Genomic DNA, 19,404 nt, shown 5'->3' with positions numbered 1-19,404 from the left:
TCAGACCCCGTATTCGGCGCGGATGACTTCGCGCAGCTCGATGCTGCATCGGGCGATGGCCTCGCGGAAGTCGGCCAGGGCGCCGTCCTCGGCTTGGTCGGAGACGGCGCGGAAGGCGCGGATGGGCACGCCGAACTGTCCCGCGACCCAGATGTACGCGTAGGTCTCCATGTCCACCAGTGCGGCGCCCATCGGCCGGATCACCGCCGTGACCTCGGCGTCGTTCACGAAGTGGTCACCCGTGGCGATCACGACGCCCTCGCGGCCCGTCGTCACCTGCGGCGGAAGCGAGACGTGCCGTCCGACGACGCCGTCGAGATCGATCACGTCGTGCTGCACCGCCGTCGCGATCTCGTGCACCGCGTACGGACGCCCCTTCTCGATGGAGCCCGCGGTGCCGACGACGACGACCTCGTCGTAGGTCTTCGCGTCGAGGGCCCGGGTCAGCGCGTACGTCGCCGGCAGCTTGCCCGGGCCGGTGACCAGACGGTCGAAGCCGTCGAGCTCCTCGGGGAAGGCGGACAGTTCGGACTCGAGGGCGGCGACGAGGAGCTTCACCGCTTCAGTCTCTCAGGTCGCGGCCGGATACCGCGTCCTGGCGCAGTGGCGTGACCCGCAGGAAACACGGAAGGGCGATACTGGAGTGAACCGATGAGCGGAGGACAACGTGTCGTTGCAGAAGCAGATCGCGGAAGACCTGGGCGCCCGGCCCGACATCGATCCCGAAGCGGAGGTGGAGCGTCGCGTCGGCTTCCTCGCGGACTACCTGCGCACGACGGGCGCGAAGGGCTTCGTCCTCGGCATCTCCGGCGGACAGGACTCGACGCTCGCGGGGCGCCTCGCCCAGCTCGCGGTGGAGCGCGTGCGTGCCGAGGGCGGGGAGGCGACCTTCCTCGCGGTGCGCCTGCCCTATCGCGTGCAGCACGACGCCGACGACGCGCAGGCCGCGCTGGACTTCATCGCGCCGGACTCGTCGATCGAGGTGAACATCCAGAACGGGGTCGAGGGTGTCGAGAAGGACATCGAGTCCGCCGTCTCCAGCGACATCTCCGACTTCAACCGCGGGAACATCAAGGCCCGCCTCCGCATGGTCACCCAGTACGCGCTCGCCGGGCACGAGGGTCTGATCGTGATCGGCACCGACCATGCCGCCGAAGCCATCACGGGCTTCTACACGAAGTTCGGCGACGGCGCGGCCGACGTCCTCCCGCTCGCCGGGCTCACGAAGCGACAGGGTCGCGCCCTGCTCCAGTTCCTCGACGCCCCGGAGCGCCTGGCCTTCAAGGTGCCGACGGCCGACCTCCTCGACGACCAGCCGGGGCGCACCGACGAGGACGAGCTCGGGCTGACGTACGAGCAGATCGACGACTTCCTCGAGGGCCGGGAGGTCGACCCCGAGGTCGCCGGGCGCATCGAGGCGCGGTATCTCGCGACTCAGCACAAGCGTCATCTGCCCGTGACGCCCGACGACACCTGGTGGCGCTGACCCGGGGCGCCTCACGCGGGACCGCCCGCTTTTCGCCGTGTCGGATGCCGCGGATAGTGTCGAAGCAGCCGACAGAACGGGAGAATCGTGCGGATCGACACAGAGGCGCAGCGGGTCATCTGGAGCGCGAGCGACCTCAAGGCGGCCGCCGAGTGCGAGTTCGCCTGGTCCCGCGCGATCGATGCGAAGCTCGGTCGGGTCCCCGCGGTGGAGGAGCCGGAGGACGCGACGCTCCTCCGCGCGGCCCAGCTCGGAGACGTGCACGAGCAGAACGTGCTCGAGCGCTACATCCGGGAGCTCGGCGACGAGCGGGTGCATCGGGTCGCCAAGGTCTCGTCGAGCGATCCTGACGCGCTGGCTGCCGCCGTCGACGAGACGTTGAGCGCTCTGCGGTCCGACGCCCTGGTCGTCTTCCAGGCGGCCTTCGCCACCGACGAGTTCGTCGGGTTCGCCGACTTCCTCCGCCGCGATGCGGACGGGCGTTGGCGCGTGCAGGACTCGAAGCTGGCCCGCAAGGCCCGGGTGACCGCGCTCATGCAGCTCGCGGCATATGTCGACCAGCTCGACCGGCTCGGCATCCCGCGTGCGGACGAGGTCGACCTCATCCACGGCGACAACAGCGTCAGCACGCATGCGGTCGAGGACCTCCTCCCACTGTTCCGCGTGCGCCGGGCGCGGCTGCGCGCTCTGATCGCGGACCGCTCCGTGGCCGACGGCGCGGCCGGGGCGCCGCTCGCGTGGGGCGACGACCGCGGCGATCTGCGCGTGGTCGCCTGCGGACGCTGCGCCACGTGCGAGGAACAGGTGCTGGCCCATCGCGACCTCCTCATGGTGGCCCGCATGCGGCCGGTGCAGCGGGCCCGTCTGCGCGCCGCCGGGATCCTCACCATCGACGACCTGGCCGCGGCGACCCAGGCACCGGAGGGCATGAACGTCGACACGTTCGAGAACCTCCGCGCCCAGGCACGCGTGCAGCTGCGGGCGGATGCCGAGGGGGCGGCGACGTACGACGTGCACTATGCCGCGGCGATCCACACCCTCCCTGTGCCCAGCCACGGGGACATCTTCTTCGACTTCGAGGGCGATCCGCTGTACACCGAGCCCGCTCCCGACGGCGAGGCCGAGTGGGGCATCGACTATCTGTTCGGCTGGGTCGACAACGCCGACCAGTACACCGCGCTCTGGGCGCACTCGTTCGCGGAGGAGCGTCGGGCACTGGAGACCTTCCTCGATTTCGTGAAGGTGCGTCGCGCCGCCCACCCCGGCATGCACATCTATCACTACGCCCCCTACGAGACCTCCCACCTGGTCGCGATGGCCGCCCGCCATGGGGTGCGCGAGGGTGAGGTGGACCGCCTGCTCCGCGAGGGCGTCTTCGTCGACCTGTACCCACTGGTGCTGCGCACCGTCCGCGTGGGTTCGAGGTCCTACTCGATCAAGAAGCTCGAGCCCCTCTACATGGGGGAGGACGTGCGCACGAGCGACGTCCAGAAGGGCGACGACTCCATCGTGCAGTACGTCGCGGCGCGGGAGCTCGCGGCAGCGGGGGCGCAGGCCGAGGCCGACGCGGTGCTCGCCGACCTCGCCGACTACAACCGCTACGACTGCGTCTCCACCCGGCGGCTGCGCAACTGGCTCATCGACATCGCCCGCGCGGAGGGGGTCACGCCGGCCCCGCCGGACGACGCGGACGAGGTCATCTACGAGCCGTCGCCGCGTTCGCTCGCGCTGCTCGGCGACGCGGAGCGTGCGGTGGAGGTCGGTGGCGACGGGCTCGTGCACCGGCTCGCGGCGGCCGCCATCGACTACTTCCCGCGCGAGGCGAAGAGCTTCTGGGTCGCGCACTTCCAGCGGCTGCGGGAGCCGGTCACGATGTGGGACGGCACCCGCGATGTGGTGAAGGTCGATGCGACCCGCTCGCGGGTCCGCCGGGACTGGAGCATCGGCGAGGGCCGCAGAGTCCTGTCGCGCGAGCTGGAGATCCGCGGCGAGGTGTCCCCTGGCACGACGCTCGGTCCGGGTGCCCAGCCGTTCGCGCTCTACGACGTCCCGGCGCCGTTCGACACCGACGTCCCGTCGCGCGCGGTGCACGTGCCGCACGGGGTCACGGTCGTCGAGGTGCTGGACGACGGCTATCTCGTGGCGGAGTCCGCGGTCCAGGGGCAGACCTGGGATGACCTCCCCGTCGCCCTCACCCCCGCCGCGCCGCCACGGGTGGTGTCGCTGCAGCAGGCGATCGACGAATGGGCCGATGCGGTGCACGCGGCCGCTCCGGACTTCCCCCAGGACGCGGCGACCGACATCCTCCGCCGCCTCCCTCCGCGCACCGTGTCGGGGAACGCGCTCCCGGCCGCCGGCGACGACCCGATCGACGCGATCGTCCGCGGGATCCTGGACCTCGACCGCAGCTATCTCGCCGTACAGGGGCCTCCAGGCACGGGGAAGACCTACACGGGCTCCCAGGTGATCGCCCGGCTCGTCACAGAGCACGGCTTCCGCATCGGCGTCGTCGCGCAGTCCCACGCGATCATCGAGACGCTGCTGGAGCGCGTCGTCGCCGACGGTGTCGCCCCGGGTCACGTGGCGAAGTGCCCCAAGGACGCGAACGCCGATCCCGGGTACACGGTGATCCCGAAGACCGGCATGGCCGCCTTCCTCGCGGAGCACGCAGACGGGGGCGCCGTCGTGGGCGGTACCGCCTGGGACTTCAGCAACACGCAGCGGGTGGCCAGGGGAGAGCTCGACCTGCTCGTGATCGACGAGGCCGGACAGTTCTCGCTCGCCTCGACCATCGCGGTCGCCACGGGCGCGCAGAGGCTCCTCCTCCTCGGCGACCCGCAGCAGCTGCCCCAGGTCAGCCAGGGCGCCCACCCGGAGCCGGTGGACACGTCCGCGCTCGGCTGGGTGATGGACGGCGACCCCGTCGTGCGCCCGGAGTACGGCTACTTCCTCGCGCGCTCCTGGCGGATGCACCCGCACGTCGCGGCTCCGGTGTCGAAGCTCGCCTATGCCGGGAAGCTCGCCTCCGCCCCCGGTACCGAGCGGCGCGCGGTCGAGGGCATCGACCCGGGCCTCCACGTGGTGCCGCTGCGCCACCGCGGCAACGCGACCCAGTCGCCGGAGGAAGCAGAGGAGGTCGTGCGCATCGTCCGCGACCTCGTGGGCCGCGCCTTCCACGACAACGATGCGGCGGGCACCGTGCGGCCACTGACGCCGGAGGACATCATCGTCGTGGCGCCGTACAACGCGCAGCGGCAGCTCGTGCACGACGCGCTCGCCGCGGCGGGTTTCGGCGGCGTCCCGGTGGGCACGGTCGACAACTTCCAGGGCAAGGAGGCCGTCGTCTCGATCACGACGCTCGCGGCGTCGAGTGGCCGAGACGCTCCCCGGGGCCCGGAGTTCCTGCTGCTGCAGAACCGGCTCAACGTGGCGATCTCCCGGGCGCAGGTCGTGGCCTACCTCATCCACTCGCCGGCGCTGCTCGACGACCTGCCGTACACGCCCGAGGGCGTCGCCCGGCTCAGTGCCTTCGCCCGCCTGGTGGGGGCCGCGGAGGAGGAGGGTTCATGACGACGACGGTTCCTGCACCGGCCGCCGACGGCACGCCGACCGAGGCGGACATCCTCCGTGCCGCCGCCGCGTGGGCCTGGTTTCCGCGCGGCAGCGAGCATGTCCGCGGCGACCTGCTCCTCGTGCGGTACCCGGAGCGGTTCGGGGGCGGCGTCCGCGGCTCGCAGGTGACGTCCGCGCGCCCCGCCGCCGAGGTGCTGGACGGGGCGCTGGAGCGCACCAGAGCCTGGGGCGAGAGCGTGTTCACGTTCTGGACGAATCCCGCCGACGACCCCGACCTCGAAGAGGAGCTCCGACGCCGCGGTGCCGTGCACTTCGACACCGTCACCGTGTTCGCGCGTCCGACCAGTGGAGCCGCGGTCGGCGTGCCGCCCGGGGTCTCCGCCGAGGTCGTGCGGACCGTGGATCAGCTCCGCGAGGTCGATGCGATCAACGTCCCGGTCTGGGAGCAGCAGCCCCTCGACGACGACGGTCTGCGTGCCGAGTTCGCCGAGCTGACCGAGGCTCTCGATGCCGGTACCGGTTTCCGGGTGCTCGGGCGCATCGACGGACGCGCGGTGAGCACGGGGGGATGCACCATCGTCGACGGGTTCACTCGACTGTGGGGAGCGGCGACGCTCGAAGCCGATCGTGGTCGCGGCGTCTATCGAGCGGTCCTCGCGGAACGCCTGCGGCAGAGCGCCGCGCGCGGTGCGAGGACTGCGCTCGTCAAGGGCCGTGTCTCGACATCGGCGCCGATCCTCGCGAGAGCCGGCTTCACGCGCTACGGCGACGAACGCGGCTACCGCCTGGCCCTCTGACGTGGGAGCGGCGGCGACGGCCTCAGACGGTGCCGTACAGCCGGTCTCCCGCGTCGCCGAGACCGGGCACGATGTACCCCTTCTCGTCGAGGCGCTCGTCGAGCGCTCCGAGGACGAGGGTCACGTCACGGTCGCCGGCCATCGCCTCGATCGCCGCCACACCCTCCGGGGTGCCGAGCAGGCAGATCGCGGTGACGTCCTTCGCACCGCGATCGAACAGGAACTGGATCGCGGCGGCGAGCGAGCCGCCCGTCGCCAGCATCGGGTCGATCGCGAAGCACTGGCGGTCGGAGAGATCGTCCGGAAGCCGCTCGGCGTACGTGGTGGGCTCGAAGGTCTCCTCGTCGCGGACCATGCCGAGGAAACCGACCTCCGCGGTGGGGAGGAGCTTGACGAGGCCTTCGAGCATGCCGAGACCGGCGCGCAGGATCGGTACGACGATGGGTCGCGGCTCGGAGATCTTCACGCCTGTGGTCGTGGTGACCGGCGTCGTGATCTCGATCGGAGTGACCTTCACATTCCGGGTCGCCTCATACGCGAGGAGCGTCACGAGCTCTTCGGTCAGCTGGCGGAAGACCGGCGACGGGGTGCGCGCGTCGCGCAGCACCGAGAGCTTGTGGGTGATGAGAGGGTGGTCGGCGACGTGAACACGCATGGATACAGGCTAATGCGCCCCGCGTCCGCGCACGACATCGGGTGCCGTAGCGGACACCGCGCGCTGACGTAGGCTCGGGGCATGACCGCCGCCGACCGCCGTGCGATGCAGCGTGCCCTCGAGCTCGCCGCCGAGGCCGCGGACGCCGCGGAGATCCCGGTCGGCGCCGTCGTCCTCGATGCCGACGGGAATTTCCTGGCGGAAGGACGGAACACCCGCGAGACCACGCACGATCCGACCGGGCACGCCGAGATCGAAGCCATCCGCGCTGCGGCGGCGCACCGGGGATCGTGGAATCTCGACGGCTGCACGCTCGTCGTCACGCTCGAGCCCTGCGTGATGTGCGCCGGCGCGATCCTGCAGGCACGCATCGGCCGCGTGGTCTTCGGCGCGTGGGATGACAAGGCGGGAGCGGCCGGATCGATGTACGACGTGCTGCGCGACCGGCGCCTGCCCTACCGCGCCGAGGTGATCGGCGGCGTGGACGAGCACGCGTCCATCGCGCTGCTCCGGGCCTTCTTCGAGGACCGTCGCTGAACGCTCAGTCCGAGGACTTGAGGACGAAGACGTCCGTCGAGGGCTCCGGATCGATCGCGGGACGGTAGACGTCCGGCTCGATGTAGACGACCCGGGCGACCGGCACGGCGGCGCGGATGCGAGCCTCGATCTCGTCGATGTCGTCGGCGACCTCGCGCAGCGGCTTGTCGGCGCTGAGCGCGATCTTCGCGGCGACCATCAGCTCGTCGGGCCCCAGGTAGAGGGTCTTCATGTGGATGATCTTCTCGATCTCCGGGCCGTCGTTGATCGCGTCCACGATCCGGTCGTAGTCGGCGGGAGTCGCTCCCTCGCCGACGAGCAGGCTCTTGGTCTCCACACCCAGCACGATCGCGATGACCACGAGCAGGACGCCGATCATCACCGTGCCGAGGGCGTCGAAGACGGGGTTGCCGGTGAGCAGCGTGAGACCGACGCCGAGCAGGGCGAAGGTGAGTCCGGTGAGGGCACCCACGTCCTCGAGGAGGACGACGGGGAGCTCCGGCGCCTTGGACCGTCGTACGAAGGAGAACCACGACTGCCCATTCTCGCGCACGACGTTGCTCTCGCGCACGGCGGTGCGCAGCGAGAACGACTCCAGGCCGATCGCGATGAACAGCACGACGAGGGGGAGCCACCACCAGGTCTGATCGATCTCATGCGGATGGGTCAGCTTGTCCACACCCTCGTAGATCGCGAAGAGCCCGCCGACGGAGAAGAGGATGATCGACACGACGAAGGCGTAGACGTAGCGCTCGCGGCCGTAGCCGAACGGGTGCGAACGGTCCGCATGGCGCTTCGCCTTGCGCCCGCCGAGCATCAGCAGCAGCTGGTTGCCGGAGTCGGCGACGGAGTGGATCGCCTCCGCGAGCATCGATGCCGAGCCGGAGAGAGCCCACGCGAGGAACTTCGCGAGGGCGATGCCCAGGTTCGCCAGGAACGCGGCGACGATGGCCTTGCTGCCTCCGGATGCACTCATGCGACGAGTCTAGGACGGCAACCCGGCCGCCACAGGAGCGCCCGCCGTAGGATGACGACATGGCTGATGCGCTCCCGTCCCTCGCGTTCCTCGGTGCCGGATCGATGGGGGGAGCGATCCTCCGCGGCGTGCTCGCCTCGGGCGTCCCCGTGCAGGGAGGGATCACGGCCACGAACCGCACGCCGGAGAAGGCGGCGGTGTTCGCGGGTCTCGACGGCGTCACGAGCATCGCGCTGTCCGAGCAGCCGGAGGGGAACGCCCAGGCCGTGGCCGGCGCACGGGTGGTCCTGGTCGGGGTGAAGCCGGCGATGGTCCCCGACCTCCTCCGCGAGATCGCGCCGCACCTGGCCGCGGAGACCGTCGTGGTGAGCCTCGCCGCGGGTGTCACGCTGCAGACCTTCGCGGATGTCCTCGGTGCCGAAGCCCGCGTCATCCGCTCCATGCCGAACACCCCGTCGACGATCCGCAAGGGGGTCACCGGGCTCGCGGCCGGCGCCGCGGCGACCCCCGACGACCTCGCCCTCGTGCGTCGTCTGTTCGAGACGGTGGGCGCGGTGGTGGAAGTCCCCGAGTCGCAGATCGATGCGCTCTCGACGATCTCCGGCTCCGGTCCCGCGTACGTCTTCCTCCTCATCGAACAGTTCACCGCAGCCGCGCGGGAGATGGGCTTCGCCGACGCGGACGCCCGTCTGCTGGCCGAGCAGACCTTCATCGGCGCGACCGCGCTGCTGGATTCGACGGGGGAGGACCCCGCGGAGCTCCGCCGCCGGGTGACGAGCCCGAAGGGGACGACGGAGCGCGCGGTCGCCGTGCTCCAGGACGCGCACCTGTCCGACACCTTCGCCGCTGCTGCCGCCGCCGCCCTCGCTCGCGCGAAGGAGCTCGCCGCCGGCGCCTGATCCCGCCTGCCTGTTCTCGCGCGCTTCCACCCCGCGAAAACAGGCTTTCACGCGAGTTCAGGTAGCCAGCACTCCTGGAGCCTGAACCCGCGCGAGGGCCTGTTGTGGCGAGGGCGGCGGGGAGCAGCCGACCACGGGAGTTCAGGCGGTGGGTGCTGCTGGAGCCTGAGCTCGCGCGAGTGCCTGTTGCGGGCCAGGTGTCGTGCGGCTACGCGTCGCTGGCGACCTCGGTGAGCACCTCGGGCCACCGGCGCTGCAGGGTCCGACCGCCGAGCACCGTGCCGCCCCAGAGGGCCGCGCCCCCGAGGACGACGGCGGCCGCGAGGCTCGCCCAGCCCAGCGGCGGGATCCAGATCGACGCGATCGCGAAGCCGAGGGCGGGGCCGCCGAGCAGCAACGTGATCGGCGACATGATGAGCATCGCCAGGAAGGACTGCGCGCCGCCGGAGGACCCGCGTCCGAACGGGTTGGCCTCGGGTGCCGGAGCCCGTCCTGGCAGGAACGCCCCCACCCAGGACCCCGCTCCCGCCGACACTGCCATGAGCCCGAGAGCAGCGCCCAGGCTACCCGGAAGCAGATCCGCACGCCCGGCCAGCAGGCAGCTCGCGACGCAGAGGAGGACCGTGATCGGCACCGCGATCAGCGCGAATCCGAGCAGCCGTCCGGCGCGGTCGGCCGTGCCGCTCACGCCCGTGAGGATGTGCAGCGCGACGGCATCGTTGTCGTAGGCGATCGCCATCTGCACGATGCTGCCGGCGAGGAGGGCGTTGATCGCCGGAATGAGGGTGATCGCGGGCGCGAAGCCGGCACTGTCCTGCTGCAGTCCGTTCATGAGCGCGAGTCCGAGGAAGATCGCCGGGAGCAGCAGGAGCATCACGATGTTGACGACCTGACGCGGATCGCGGCGGAAGTAACGGAGCGTCCGTCCCGCGATGGCACCGACGGGGCCCGCGGGGAGCAGGCGGTCGAGCAGGCCGCCCGAGCGCACGCGTCCGCCGCCGCTCGACTGCAGCGGCGCGACCAGGCGGGCATCGAGCATCCGTCGCGCGGCGACCCAGAAGACGACGAGGGTGCCGGCGGCGACGAGCAGTCGCAGGAGAGCGGTGAGCACGTCGCCCTGTGCCACCGCGGCCGGGACCCCGAACACGGCCGCCACCGGCGTCCACGCGGCGATCTCGGCGACCGTCGTGAAGGCGCCGCCGACGTCGCGCACGGTCGACAGTGCCTGCAGCCCGATGTTCAGGAGGAGGCCGGAGGAGGCCAGCAGCACGACGCCGAGGGTGAGGACGAGGTCTCGCGTCCGCCGACGGGCGAGCCACCCCGCGAGCAGACCGCTGACGACGCGGGCGCCGAGGACGCAGGTCGCGAGGGCCACCGGGACCATGAGCACCGCGACGAGGAGGGCCGGAACGCTGACCGACCATCCCACGAGCATCAGCAGCAGGGCCAGGGCGGTGCCGATGCCGCCGATCGTCGTCATCCCCGCCACGACCAGTCCGGGGAGGAGAGAACGGGCGGTCACCGGGAGCAGGGCGAAGCGCTCAGGTGCCAGCGAGTCGTCCGCACTGACCAGGATCGACCCGATCCACCACCCGAGCACGATGACGGCGCCGGTGAGCACCATCGCGGTCACGGCGGCGTCGGGAGCTCCCACCCGCAGGGCGATCAGCCCGACGGTGAGCAGCCCGAGCATGCTCAGCGCGATGAGACCCACGATCGCGAGGGTCACGATCATCCAGGGGTTGCGCCTGAGCTGATGTCCGAGCTGTCGCAGCCGCAGGCCTACGAGGAGCGCAACCACGCGAGCGTCTCCGTTCCGAGGTCGTGCGCGCCCACGAGGGTGAGGAAGCGCTCCTGCAGCGTGAGCCCGGCGCGCACCTCGTCGAGCGCACCGTGTGCCAGCAGGCGGCCCTCGGCCACGATGGCGACGCGGTCGCACAGCGACTCGACGAGCTCCATGACGTGGCTGGAGAGGACGACCGTGCCGCCGCCGTCCACGAAGGAGCGGAGGATCTGCCGGATCGTCTGCCCGGAGACCGGGTCCACCGCCTCGAGCGGTTCGTCGAGGATCAGCAGCCGCGGCGCGTGGATGAGCGCGCAGGCCAGGCCGATCTTCTTCTTCATGCCGGCCGAGTAGTCGACGACGAGCGTGTCGCGGGCCTCCGTCAGGCCGAGCGCGTCGAGCAGCTCACCGGAGCGGGAGACGACCTCCGCCTCCGGCATCCCGCGCAGCAGGCCGGTGTACCGCAGCAGCTCGGCGCCGGTGAGGCGGTCGAGCATCCGGATGCCGTCAGGGAGCACCCCCATCCGCGCCTTCGCGGCGGCAGGGTCCTGCCAGACGTCGGCGCCGAGCACCCAGGCGGTCCCGGCGTCCGGGCGCAGGAGCCCCGTGGTCATGGCGAGCGTCGTCGTCTTGCCCGCACCGTTCGGGCCGAGCAGCCCCAGCATCGAGCCCGCGGGGACGTCGAGCGACAGCGCGTCGACGGCGACCTTCTGCCCGAACTGCTTCCGGAGCCCACGGAGGGCGAGGACGGGCGGTGCGGGGGCGTGATCGCTCATGCCCCCATCCCACCACGGCGGCCGTGGCGGGCGCATCCGCCGTGGGGAGGACTCGCTCAGCGGTCGAGGGCGGCGAACCGCTCGATGTCGCTGTTGGTCCCGGAGACGATGATGAGGTCGTGGTTGGTGACGATGGTGTTGGCCTCGGCGTACCGGAACGGCTTGCCAGGGCTCTTCACGCCGACGACCGTGACCTTGTACTTCGAGCGCACACCGGACTCGTTCAGGCCGACGCCGCGGATGAACTTCGGCGGGTACATCTTGGCCAGGACGAAGTCGTCGTCGAAGCGGATGAAGTCGAGCATGCGCCCGCTCACGAGGTGCGCGACGCGCTCGCCGGCCTCGCGCTCGGGGTAGATGACGTGGTTGGCGCCCACCCGGGCGAGGATCTTGCCGTGCGACTGGGAGACCGCCTTCGCCCAGATCTGCGGCACCTTGAGGTCGACGAGGTTGGCCGTGATGAGCACCGACGCCTCGATCGAGGAGCCGACGGCGACGACCGCGACCTGGAAGTCCTGGGCGCCGATCTGACGGAGCGCGTCGATGTTGCGGGCATCGGCCTGCACGGTGTGCGTGACGCGGTCCGACCACTTCTGCACGAGCTCGAGGTTGTCGTCGATCGCGAGCACCTCGCGGTCGAGGCGGTCGAGTTCGCCGGCGCAGGCGGCGCCGAACCGGCCGAGACCGATGACGAGGACGGGAGCGTCCCCCCGAAGGACTTCAACCAACGATCGGCCTTTCCACGGGCAGTGAGTAGTACTGCGTGCGCGATGTCGCGGCGACTGCCGCAGCGAGAGTCACTGTACCAACGCGGCCCATGAAGATCGTCGCGGCCATGACGTACGAGGCGGAATCCGGCAGCTCCCCGGTGAGGCCGGTGGAGAGCCCGACGGTGCCGAATGCGGAGATGACGTCGAAGAGCACGTGGCTGATGTCGGCCTTGGTGATCTGCGCGATCACGATGGTCGACAGGGCGACGATCGTGGCACCCCAGGCGACGACGCTGAGGGCGACGCGCTGCACGTCGCTGGGGATGCGGCGGCCGAACGCCTCGACGGACTGGCGGCCCTTCGCTTCGGACCAGACGGCGATCGCGAGGACCGCGAGCGTGGTCACCTTGATGCCGCCCGCCGTCGACGCGGACCCGCCGCCGACGAACATGAGCATGCTGGCAGCGAGCAGCGACGAGCCGTTGAGGTCGTCCATCTCGATGACGTTGAAGCCGCCGGAGCGGGTCATCGCGGAGAGGAAGAACGCCTGGAAGGTCGTGTCAGCGGCGTCCATCGAGCCGAAGGTCTTCGGGTTGTTGTACTCGAGGATCAGGAAGGCGGCCGCGCCGAGGATGAACAGCAGCACGGTGGTGACGATGGTCAGCTTCGAGTGCAGCGACCAGCGCTTGACGTGCCAGACGTGCTTCGCGAGCGTGTAGATCACCGGGAAGCCGATGCTCCCGAGGAACACGCCGACCATGAGCAGCGACAGCACGAGGTAGTCGTCGGCGAAGACGGCCACCCCGCCGTCGTTCGGCGCGAAGCCGGTGTTGGTGAAGGCCATCGCCGAGAAGTACGGGGCCTCCCAGAGCGCGGCGATCGGGTCCACCCCCGCCATCACCAGCGCCGGGTAGAGGAGGGCGGCGAGGGCCGCTTCGATGAAGAGGGCCGAGAGGGCGACCGTGGTGAGCAGCTGGCCCACCTCGCCCAGGCGCACCGTCTGGCTCTCGTTGACCACGCCGCCGTGCGCGCGGAGCGGATTCGTGTCGCCGGCCGCCATGAGCTTCGCTCGCAGGCCGAGGCGCTTCGAGATGAGCATCCCCATGAGGGAGGCGAGGGTCAGCACGCCGAGGGCGCCGATGTTGACGCCGATGAACACGACGACGTGGCCGAAGGGCGACCAGTGGTTGGCCATGTCGACGGTCGCGAGGCCCGTCACGCAGATCGTGGAGACGGCGGTGAAGAGCGCATCGCTGAGCGGTGTCACCGTGCCGCTGGCGGAGGCGATCGGCAGCGAGAACAGCACCGTGAACACGAGGATCAGCAGCGCGAAGACGGCGATCGCGAACCGGGAGGGCGACGAGGTGATGAGGTGCTTCACCCGGCCGGCGGCTCCGGGGAGACCGGTGCGAGGAGACGACGCCGAAACGATGCCCGACATCGCTGCCCCCTTCTTCTGCGCCGTCCGTTCCCCGGCGGCAGCACGGCGCCTCTCGCCGAGCCTTCGTCATGGTACTCCGTGCCGGGGCGCACTACCCTGATCACATGACGGACATCTTCGACGTGATCGCAGACGGTACGAGGCGCGACATCCTCCAGCTCCTGCTCCGCCGCACGTCCGAAGGCGAGTCCGGCACGAGCGTGAGCCAGATCGTCGCCGACCTCGGCATCAGCCAGCCCACGGTCTCCAAGCACCTCAAGGTGCTCCGGGACGCCGAGCTGGTGACCGTCCGCGAAGACGGCCAGCGCCGTTTCTACAGCCTGTCCGTCGCGCCGCTCGAGGCCGTCGACGACTGGCTGGTCCCGTTCCTCGTCGACGCGTTCGGCGACACCGCGCCGGACATCGCATACCCGGGCGCTCCGATCCCCGACGGTGCTGCACACGCGGCCGAGGTCGTCGGGCGTGCAGCGGCATCCGCCAAGCACGTGGTCGCCAATGCGCTGAAGCGCCTCGGCGCCTGACCCGACGCCCCGCCCGGACGGAGAACCGCCCCCGACGGCAGGGGGGATGCCGTCGGGGGCGGTGTGCGGACCCCAGATCCGCGCGGACTCGGCAGGTGCCGGCACGGGTCCTGCACTCGACATTGGCAGGGCTGTCTGAGCGATCGGGCAATGCGGGCTATGCGCGGGCTGGACGTCGGCGTGCCGGTGGGGCAGGGCGGGGCCACGCATCGTTCCGGAGGAGCCCGTCGGGCAGGATGGGCACATGACGGACGAGTACCGCGCGCACTTCGACTTCGCGATCACCTTCGCCAACGGCGGCGGGCTGCAGGGACAGGGGTTCCGACTCGATCTGCCGCGGAAGGACATGACGGCCGAGGAGGTCTCGAGCCTGCTCGTGTCACACCTCGGCCTGACGCTCGTGGGCGGGGTCGAGCTCCGCGACCTGCAGATCGTCTCCGAGCCGCACCGAGGCAGTCGTGGCGTCGTGGCACCGGCTCCTGCAGATCGCGCCGACCGAGTCGTCGACCTGAGCCACCCGATCGCCGAGGGCATGGTCACGTATCCCGGGCTGCCCGCGCCGAGCATCACCCCGCACCTCACCCGCGCGGCCTCTCGCGAGCGCTACGCGCCGGGGACGGAGTTCGCGATGGACGTGATCACGATGATCGGCAACACGGGGACGTACCTCGACTCCCCGTTCCACCGCTATGCGGACGGGGCGGACCTGGCGGCGCTCGACCTGGAGAGCCTCGTGGATCTCCCCGCCGAGGTCTTCCACCTCCGCGACGCCTGGACGCCGCAACGGCGGGGCATCAGGGCGGCGACGCTCGCCGACCGCGAGCTCCGCGGCAGCGCGGTGCTCCTGGACACCGGCTGGAGCCGCCTGTTCGGCACCCCCGACTACGGCACGGGCGCACCCTTCCTCGCCGAGGACGCCGCGCGATTCCTCGTCGATGCCGGGGTGCGCCTCGTCGGCATCGACGCGCTCAACATCGACGACACGGAGAGCGGCGGGGAGCGACCCGCGCACAGCATCCTCCTCGCAGCGGGCGTGCACGTCGTCGAGCACCTCACCGCTCTTGACCGCCTCCCCGCGCGCGGGGCGCGGTTCACCGCGGCCCCTCCGGCGATCCGCGGGTTCGGCACGTTCCCGGTCCGGGCGTTCGCGACCATGCCGATATCTCACTGATCACAGCAGTCACGCGGGTTTACACGCGTCCCAGCGACCCCATAGAGTGTGCTCATCGAGAAAGGGGTACGTGGGATGCCCGAGGTTCCAGACGTCCGATTCCTGACGGTGGCCGAAGTCGCCGAGCTCATGCGCGTGTCCAAGATGACCGTGTACCGGCTCGTGCACGCCGGTGACCTTCCCGCCATCCGGTTCGGACGGAGCTACCGCGTGCCGGAGTCCGCCGTCGCGGAGGCTCTGCAGCGGCCCATCGCCGACGCCGGCTGACGGAGGGCGCGGGGCACCCTCCTGAGTTTGCTAGGATGATCCGAGGCATTTTTCGTGCTCGTACCCGGGTGTCCGATTCCGGCGACACCCAGCCCCTGACTTAGTGAGGTTTCCGTGGGTTCTGTCATCAAGAAGCGCCGCAAGCGCATGGCGAAGAAGAAGCACCGCAAGCTGCTTCGCAAGACTCGCCACCAGCGCCGCAACAAGAAGTAAGCGGCCAGACACCGAGCGCCTGTCTTCGGACGGGCGCTTTGTGTCTCTGCGCGCCGTTCCGCACCGCCGAGAGGATGTCATGAAGTCGATCACCGTCGCCGAACTCGCCGAGCGCTCCGGCACGCCCCTCATCGATGTCCGGGAGGTGAACGAGTTCCAGGCAGGACACGTCCCCGGCGCCGTGAACATCCCGATGTCCGAGATCGGCAACCGCTTGGAAGAGCTTCCCGCGGAGTCGTTCGACGTGATCTGCCAGGCCGGCGGCCGCTCGGCCCGTGTGGTCGAAGCGCTCGAGGCCCGCGGCTACGACGCCACCAACGTCGAGGGCGGCACCGGCGAGTGGATCGCGCAGGGACGCGAGGTCGAGGTCCCGTCGTCGTGACGACGCTGACCCTCATCGGCAAGCCCGACTGCCATCTGTGCGCCGTGGCCTCCGAGGTCGTCGACGCGGTCGTCGCCGAGCTGCCGGACGCCGCCGCGGAGCGCATCCAGATCGTCGAGGCGTCGATCCAGGACGACCCCGCCCTGTACGAGCAGTGGTGGGAGAAGATCCCGGTCGTCCTCATCGACGAGCGACTGCACGCGCACTGGCGCGTGTCCCCCGACCGCCTGCGCGAGGCGCTGGAAGAAGCCGTCGACGCGGAGGCCCGCGCCGACCAGAAGGAGCTGCGATGACCATCCGCCATGTCGTGACCTGGAAGCTGGCCGCGGAGGACGCGGGGGAGCGGAAGGCTCAGGCGGCTGAGGTCGCCCGGCGTCTGAACGCCCTCGACGGCGTCGTACCGCAGTTGCGCAGCATCTGGGCCGGCGCGAACGACGCGTACCCCGACGCCAACTGGGACGTCACCCTGGTCGCCGACTTCGACTCCGTCGCGGACCTCGAGCGGTATCAGGTGCACCCCGCGCACGAGGAGGTCGCCGGGTACATCCGCTCGGTCGTCGCCGGTCGCGTGGCGGTCGACGCCGAGGTCTGAGCGTCGAGGCTCGTCCTCGCGGCACCGAAACACAAACGTGATGCGGCGCGAGGGGATGTCATTGGTCACGCGACGAGCCGCATGTTTAGATGAACTCCTACCCGTCCGTGGGCTCACCCGCCCCCCGACTCTCAGGAGCCGACATGTCCCGTCGTAACCTCTTCGCCGGCCTCGCGATCGCGGCCACCGCCACCCTCGCGCTCGCCGGATGCGCCACCGGCTCCTCCGATGCGGGCAGCAGTGGCGAGCCCGCCGCGGGCGACGAGTACGGCCTCGTCGAGGCGGGCACGCTCACCGTCTGCTCCGACATCCCCTACCCGCCGTTCGAGTTCGAGGGTGACGACGGCGAGTACACCGGCTTCGACATCGACCTCCTCGGCGCGATCGCCGAGCAGCTCGACCTCGAGCTGTCCGTGCAGGATGTGGGCTTCGACGCGCTGCAGTCCGGCACGACCCTCGCCGCCGGTACCTGCGACGTCGGCGCCTCGGCCATGACGATCACCGACGAGCGCAAGGCCAACATCGACTTCTCGGACCCGTACTACGACTCGCTGCAGTCGCTCCTCGTGCGCACCGATTCCGGCATCACGTCCATCGATGACCTCGACGGCAAGAACGTCGGCGTGCAGCAGGGTACGACGGGTGAGGCCTACGCGACCGAGAACGCTCAGGGCGCGCAGCTCGTGCAGTACCCCTCGGACGGCGAGCTGTGGCCGGCCATCCAGGCGGGGCAGATCGACGCGATCCTGCAGGACCAGCCCGTCAACCTCGAGCACGAGAAGGCCGACTCCGCGTACGAGATCGTCGAGACCTACGAGACCGACGAGTCCTACGGCTTCGCGTTCGCGAAGGGCGAGAAGGACGAGCTCCTCGACGCCGTGAACGGTGCGCTCAAAGACCTGAGGGACAACGGCGAGTACCAGAAGATCTACGACCAGTACTTCACGGCGAACTGAGCCGGGGAACACGGAGGTCGGGAGGACCTTGACAATGGCGTTGAGGCGCACCACCAAGCAGAAGCTGTACCGGTACACCGTCTATGCGGTGCTGATCGCGATCGCCGTCTGGGTCGCGTTCAGCACCGACTGGTCCCGGCTCGGGCAGCTCTTCTTCAACCCCGAGGTCGCAGCCAAGATGCTGCCGGGGATCATCACGACCGCGCTCGTCAACACGCTGTGGTTCACTGCGGTGGCGTTCGCCGGCGGCCTTCTCCTCGGCGTGATCCTCGCGCTGATGAAGCTGTCCGAGATCGGTCCGTTCCGGTGGATCGCGACCGTCTGGATCGAACTGTTCCGCGGGCTCCCCGCCCTGCTCACGATCTTCGCCATCGGGTTCATCGTGCCGATCGCGCTCGGCGTGCGGGCGCAGGAGCTCGGCGGTCCCGTGGTGCTCGGCCTGATCGGTCTCGTGCTCGTGGCGTCGGCGTACATGGCCGAGACCATCCGCGCGGGACTCCAGGCGGTGCCGAAGGGGCAGACCGAGGCCGCGCGATCGCTCGGCATGTCGCCCATGAAGACGACCTTCTGGATCGTCGTGCCGCAGGGCTTCCGCATCATCATCCCGCCGCTGACGAACGAGTTCGTGCTGCTGCTGAAGGACACGTCGCTGCTGTTCGTCGTCGGCACGTTCATCTGGTCGAAGGAACTCACGACCTTCGCCCGTGACGCCAGCACGCAGAACGCCAACGGAACGCCGCTGATCATGGCGGCGATCCTCTACCTGATCGTGACGATCCCGCTCACGCGTTTCAGCGCGTGGCTGGAGCGTCGGATGGCGAGGACACGATGAGCACCGACCTGATCGACGTGCAGGCCCCCGCGATCGCTATCCAGGACCTGCACAAGAGCTTCGGCGACAACGAGGTGCTCAAGGGCATCGACCTGACGGTGCTCGCCGGCGAGGTCGTCTGCGTGATCGGCCCGTCCGGGTCGGGCAAGTCGACGTTGCTCCGCTCCGTGAACCTCCTGGAGGAGCCCACAGGCGGCAAGGTGCTCATCGAGGGCATCGACATCACCGATCCCGACATCGACATCGACCGCGTGCGCACCCGCATCGGGATGGTGTTCCAGAGCTTCAACCTGTTCCCGCACCTCAGCGTGCTCGGCAACCTCACGATCGCGCAGCAGCGGGTGAAGAAACGCTCGAAGGCCGAAGCGGAGAAGGTGGCCCGCGCCATGCTCGAGCGCGTCGGGCTCGCGGAGAAGGCCGACGCGTACCCCGGGCACCTGTCCGGCGGACAGCAGCAGCGGGTGGCCATCGCGCGGGCGCTGTGCATGAACCCCGACATGATGCTGTTCGACGAGCCCACGTCGGCCCTCGACCCCGAGCTCGTCGGCGAGGTCCTGCAGGTCATGCGGTCGCTGGCCGATGAGGGCATGACGATGCTCGTCGTCACGCATGAGATGGGCTTCGCGCGCGAGGTCGGCTCGCGGCTGATCTTCATGGACGGCGGACAGATCGTCGAGGAGGGCGACCCCCGCGAGGTGCTGGCGAATCCGCAGCACCAGCGCACGAAGGACTTCCTCTCCCGCGTCCTGTAGTTCGCTCCGCCGTGGTGTCGCCGAGACCCCGGGCATTCGTCGAGACCCCCGGCTGCAGACGACTGCAGCCGGGGGTCTCGACGTG

General features: G+C 70.2%; 22 protein-coding genes. 15 read left to right on the top strand and 7 right to left on the bottom strand.

The annotated features are described in order from the left end of the window. Positions 1-558 carry a phosphorylase family protein gene (locus tag AB0N68_RS16195; RefSeq protein WP_187663303.1) on the bottom strand — a complete coding sequence of 186 codons (558 nt, stop codon included), beginning with the start codon at positions 556-558 and terminating at the stop codon, positions 1-3. Between the two features lie 109 nt (positions 559-667). Between AB0N68_RS16195 and nadE the strand changes: the two genes are divergently transcribed. The 3 genes from nadE (at position 668) to AB0N68_RS16180 (ending at position 5,856) form a co-directional block, all read left to right on the top strand. After that, positions 668-1,486 carry an NAD(+) synthase gene (gene nadE / locus AB0N68_RS16190; RefSeq protein WP_062635667.1) on the top strand — a complete coding sequence of 273 codons (819 nt, stop codon included), beginning with the start codon at positions 668-670 and terminating at the stop codon, positions 1,484-1,486. Positions 1,487-1,573: 87 nt separating this feature from the next. Then, entirely contained in the window at positions 1,574-5,056 is a 3,483-nt protein-coding gene (locus tag AB0N68_RS16185; protein ID WP_292797730.1) for a TM0106 family RecB-like putative nuclease, read from the top strand. Next, positions 5,053-5,856, top strand: coding sequence for a GNAT family N-acetyltransferase (locus tag AB0N68_RS16180; RefSeq protein ID WP_259953442.1), 804 nt, complete (start codon positions 5,053-5,055; stop codon positions 5,854-5,856). The genes AB0N68_RS16185 and AB0N68_RS16180 overlap by 4 nt, the downstream gene beginning before the upstream one ends. Before the next feature lie 22 nt (positions 5,857-5,878). On the opposite strand, the gene upp is transcribed toward AB0N68_RS16180, so the two are convergent. Then, complete coding sequence (gene upp / locus AB0N68_RS16175) at positions 5,879-6,511, bottom strand: uracil phosphoribosyltransferase (protein ID WP_025104476.1); 633 nt, start codon at positions 6,509-6,511, stop codon at positions 5,879-5,881. A gap of 81 nt (positions 6,512-6,592) precedes the next feature. On the opposite strand from upp, the gene AB0N68_RS16170 reads away from it, so the two are divergent. Continuing rightward, positions 6,593-7,048 carry a nucleoside deaminase gene (locus AB0N68_RS16170; RefSeq protein ID WP_259953440.1) on the top strand — a complete coding sequence of 152 codons (456 nt, stop codon included), beginning with the start codon at positions 6,593-6,595 and terminating at the stop codon, positions 7,046-7,048. A gap of 4 nt (positions 7,049-7,052) precedes the next feature. On the opposite strand, the gene AB0N68_RS16165 is transcribed toward AB0N68_RS16170, so the two are convergent. Next, complete coding sequence (locus tag AB0N68_RS16165) at positions 7,053-8,024, bottom strand: cation diffusion facilitator family transporter (protein ID WP_292797735.1); 972 nt, start codon at positions 8,022-8,024, stop codon at positions 7,053-7,055. A gap of 59 nt (positions 8,025-8,083) precedes the next feature. Here AB0N68_RS16165 and proC point away from each other — a divergent pair, with 59 nt between their 5' ends. Further along, positions 8,084-8,923: a pyrroline-5-carboxylate reductase gene (gene proC, locus AB0N68_RS16160; protein ID WP_292797738.1), complete on the top strand. Its 840-nt coding sequence runs from the start codon at positions 8,084-8,086 to the stop codon at positions 8,921-8,923. A 208-nt stretch (positions 8,924-9,131) separates the two neighbouring features. Here the strand turns inward: proC and AB0N68_RS16155 are convergent, their stop codons facing one another. From AB0N68_RS16155 to AB0N68_RS16140, 4 genes are read right to left on the bottom strand one after another with little or no spacing between them, the layout of a single operon-like run. Continuing rightward, positions 9,132-10,724 (bottom strand): hypothetical protein, encoded by a 1,593-nt coding sequence (locus AB0N68_RS16155; protein ID WP_292797741.1) that lies wholly within the window; start codon positions 10,722-10,724, stop codon positions 9,132-9,134. Continuing rightward, positions 10,706-11,482 (bottom strand): ABC transporter ATP-binding protein, encoded by a 777-nt coding sequence (locus AB0N68_RS16150; RefSeq protein WP_280567205.1) that lies wholly within the window; start codon positions 11,480-11,482, stop codon positions 10,706-10,708. The genes AB0N68_RS16155 and AB0N68_RS16150 overlap by 19 nt, the downstream gene beginning before the upstream one ends. A gap of 56 nt (positions 11,483-11,538) precedes the next feature. Continuing rightward, a complete protein-coding gene (locus tag AB0N68_RS16145) occupies positions 11,539-12,210 on the bottom strand; it encodes a potassium channel family protein (RefSeq protein ID WP_025104470.1) in 672 nt (223 codons plus the stop codon). Next, complete coding sequence (locus tag AB0N68_RS16140; RefSeq protein WP_187663312.1) at positions 12,203-13,633, bottom strand: TrkH family potassium uptake protein; 1,431 nt, start codon at positions 13,631-13,633, stop codon at positions 12,203-12,205. The genes AB0N68_RS16145 and AB0N68_RS16140 overlap by 8 nt, the downstream gene beginning before the upstream one ends. A 104-nt stretch (positions 13,634-13,737) precedes the next feature. Between AB0N68_RS16140 and AB0N68_RS16135 the strand changes: the two genes are divergently transcribed. The 10 genes from AB0N68_RS16135 to AB0N68_RS16090 all read left to right on the top strand — a co-directional run bounded on the left by AB0N68_RS16135 (position 13,738) and on the right by AB0N68_RS16090 (position 19,319). Further along, complete coding sequence (locus AB0N68_RS16135; RefSeq protein ID WP_187663313.1) at positions 13,738-14,154, top strand: ArsR/SmtB family transcription factor; 417 nt, start codon at positions 13,738-13,740, stop codon at positions 14,152-14,154. Positions 14,155-14,398: 244 nt separating this feature from the next. Continuing rightward, entirely contained in the window at positions 14,399-15,325 is a 927-nt protein-coding gene (locus tag AB0N68_RS16130) for a cyclase family protein (RefSeq protein ID WP_280567198.1), read from the top strand. Positions 15,326-15,400: 75 nt separating this feature from the next. Next, the gene (locus AB0N68_RS16125; RefSeq protein WP_025104463.1) at positions 15,401-15,592 is read left to right on the top strand and encodes a helix-turn-helix domain-containing protein; all 192 of its coding nucleotides are present in this window, start codon (positions 15,401-15,403) and stop codon (positions 15,590-15,592) included. Between the two features lie 114 nt (positions 15,593-15,706). After that, positions 15,707-15,805 carry a 30S ribosomal protein bS22 gene (locus AB0N68_RS16120; RefSeq protein ID WP_003792170.1) on the top strand — a complete coding sequence of 33 codons (99 nt, stop codon included), beginning with the start codon at positions 15,707-15,709 and terminating at the stop codon, positions 15,803-15,805. Between the two features lie 79 nt (positions 15,806-15,884). Continuing rightward, positions 15,885-16,187: a rhodanese-like domain-containing protein gene (locus AB0N68_RS16115; RefSeq protein WP_187663315.1), complete on the top strand. Its 303-nt coding sequence runs from the start codon at positions 15,885-15,887 to the stop codon at positions 16,185-16,187. Beyond that, positions 16,184-16,480, top strand: a complete 297-nt coding sequence (locus AB0N68_RS16110; RefSeq protein ID WP_292797752.1) for a glutaredoxin family protein — start codon at positions 16,184-16,186, stop codon at positions 16,478-16,480. The genes AB0N68_RS16115 and AB0N68_RS16110 overlap by 4 nt, the downstream gene beginning before the upstream one ends. Continuing rightward, the gene (locus AB0N68_RS16105; protein ID WP_280567187.1) at positions 16,477-16,779 is read left to right on the top strand and encodes a Dabb family protein; all 303 of its coding nucleotides are present in this window, start codon (positions 16,477-16,479) and stop codon (positions 16,777-16,779) included. Before AB0N68_RS16110 ends, AB0N68_RS16105 begins: the two co-directional genes overlap by 4 nt. Positions 16,780-16,922: 143 nt before the next feature. Beyond that, complete coding sequence (locus tag AB0N68_RS16100) at positions 16,923-17,735, top strand: basic amino acid ABC transporter substrate-binding protein (RefSeq protein WP_268777239.1); 813 nt, start codon at positions 16,923-16,925, stop codon at positions 17,733-17,735. Positions 17,736-17,769: 34 nt separating this feature from the next. Then, positions 17,770-18,567: an amino acid ABC transporter permease gene (locus AB0N68_RS16095; RefSeq protein WP_187663318.1), complete on the top strand. Its 798-nt coding sequence runs from the start codon at positions 17,770-17,772 to the stop codon at positions 18,565-18,567. Continuing rightward, positions 18,564-19,319, top strand: a complete 756-nt coding sequence (locus AB0N68_RS16090; RefSeq protein WP_187663319.1) for an amino acid ABC transporter ATP-binding protein — start codon at positions 18,564-18,566, stop codon at positions 19,317-19,319. Before AB0N68_RS16095 ends, AB0N68_RS16090 begins: the two co-directional genes overlap by 4 nt. The last annotated feature ends 85 nt before the right edge of the window (positions 19,320-19,404 follow it).

Origin of the sequence: Microbacterium meiriae, assembly GCF_040685015.1 — a bacterium.
Lineage (GTDB): Bacteria > Actinomycetota > Actinomycetes > Actinomycetales > Microbacteriaceae > Microbacterium > Microbacterium meiriae.
The sequence above is the reverse complement of the archived record's forward strand: the minus strand, read 5'-3'. Positions and strand labels throughout refer to the sequence as shown.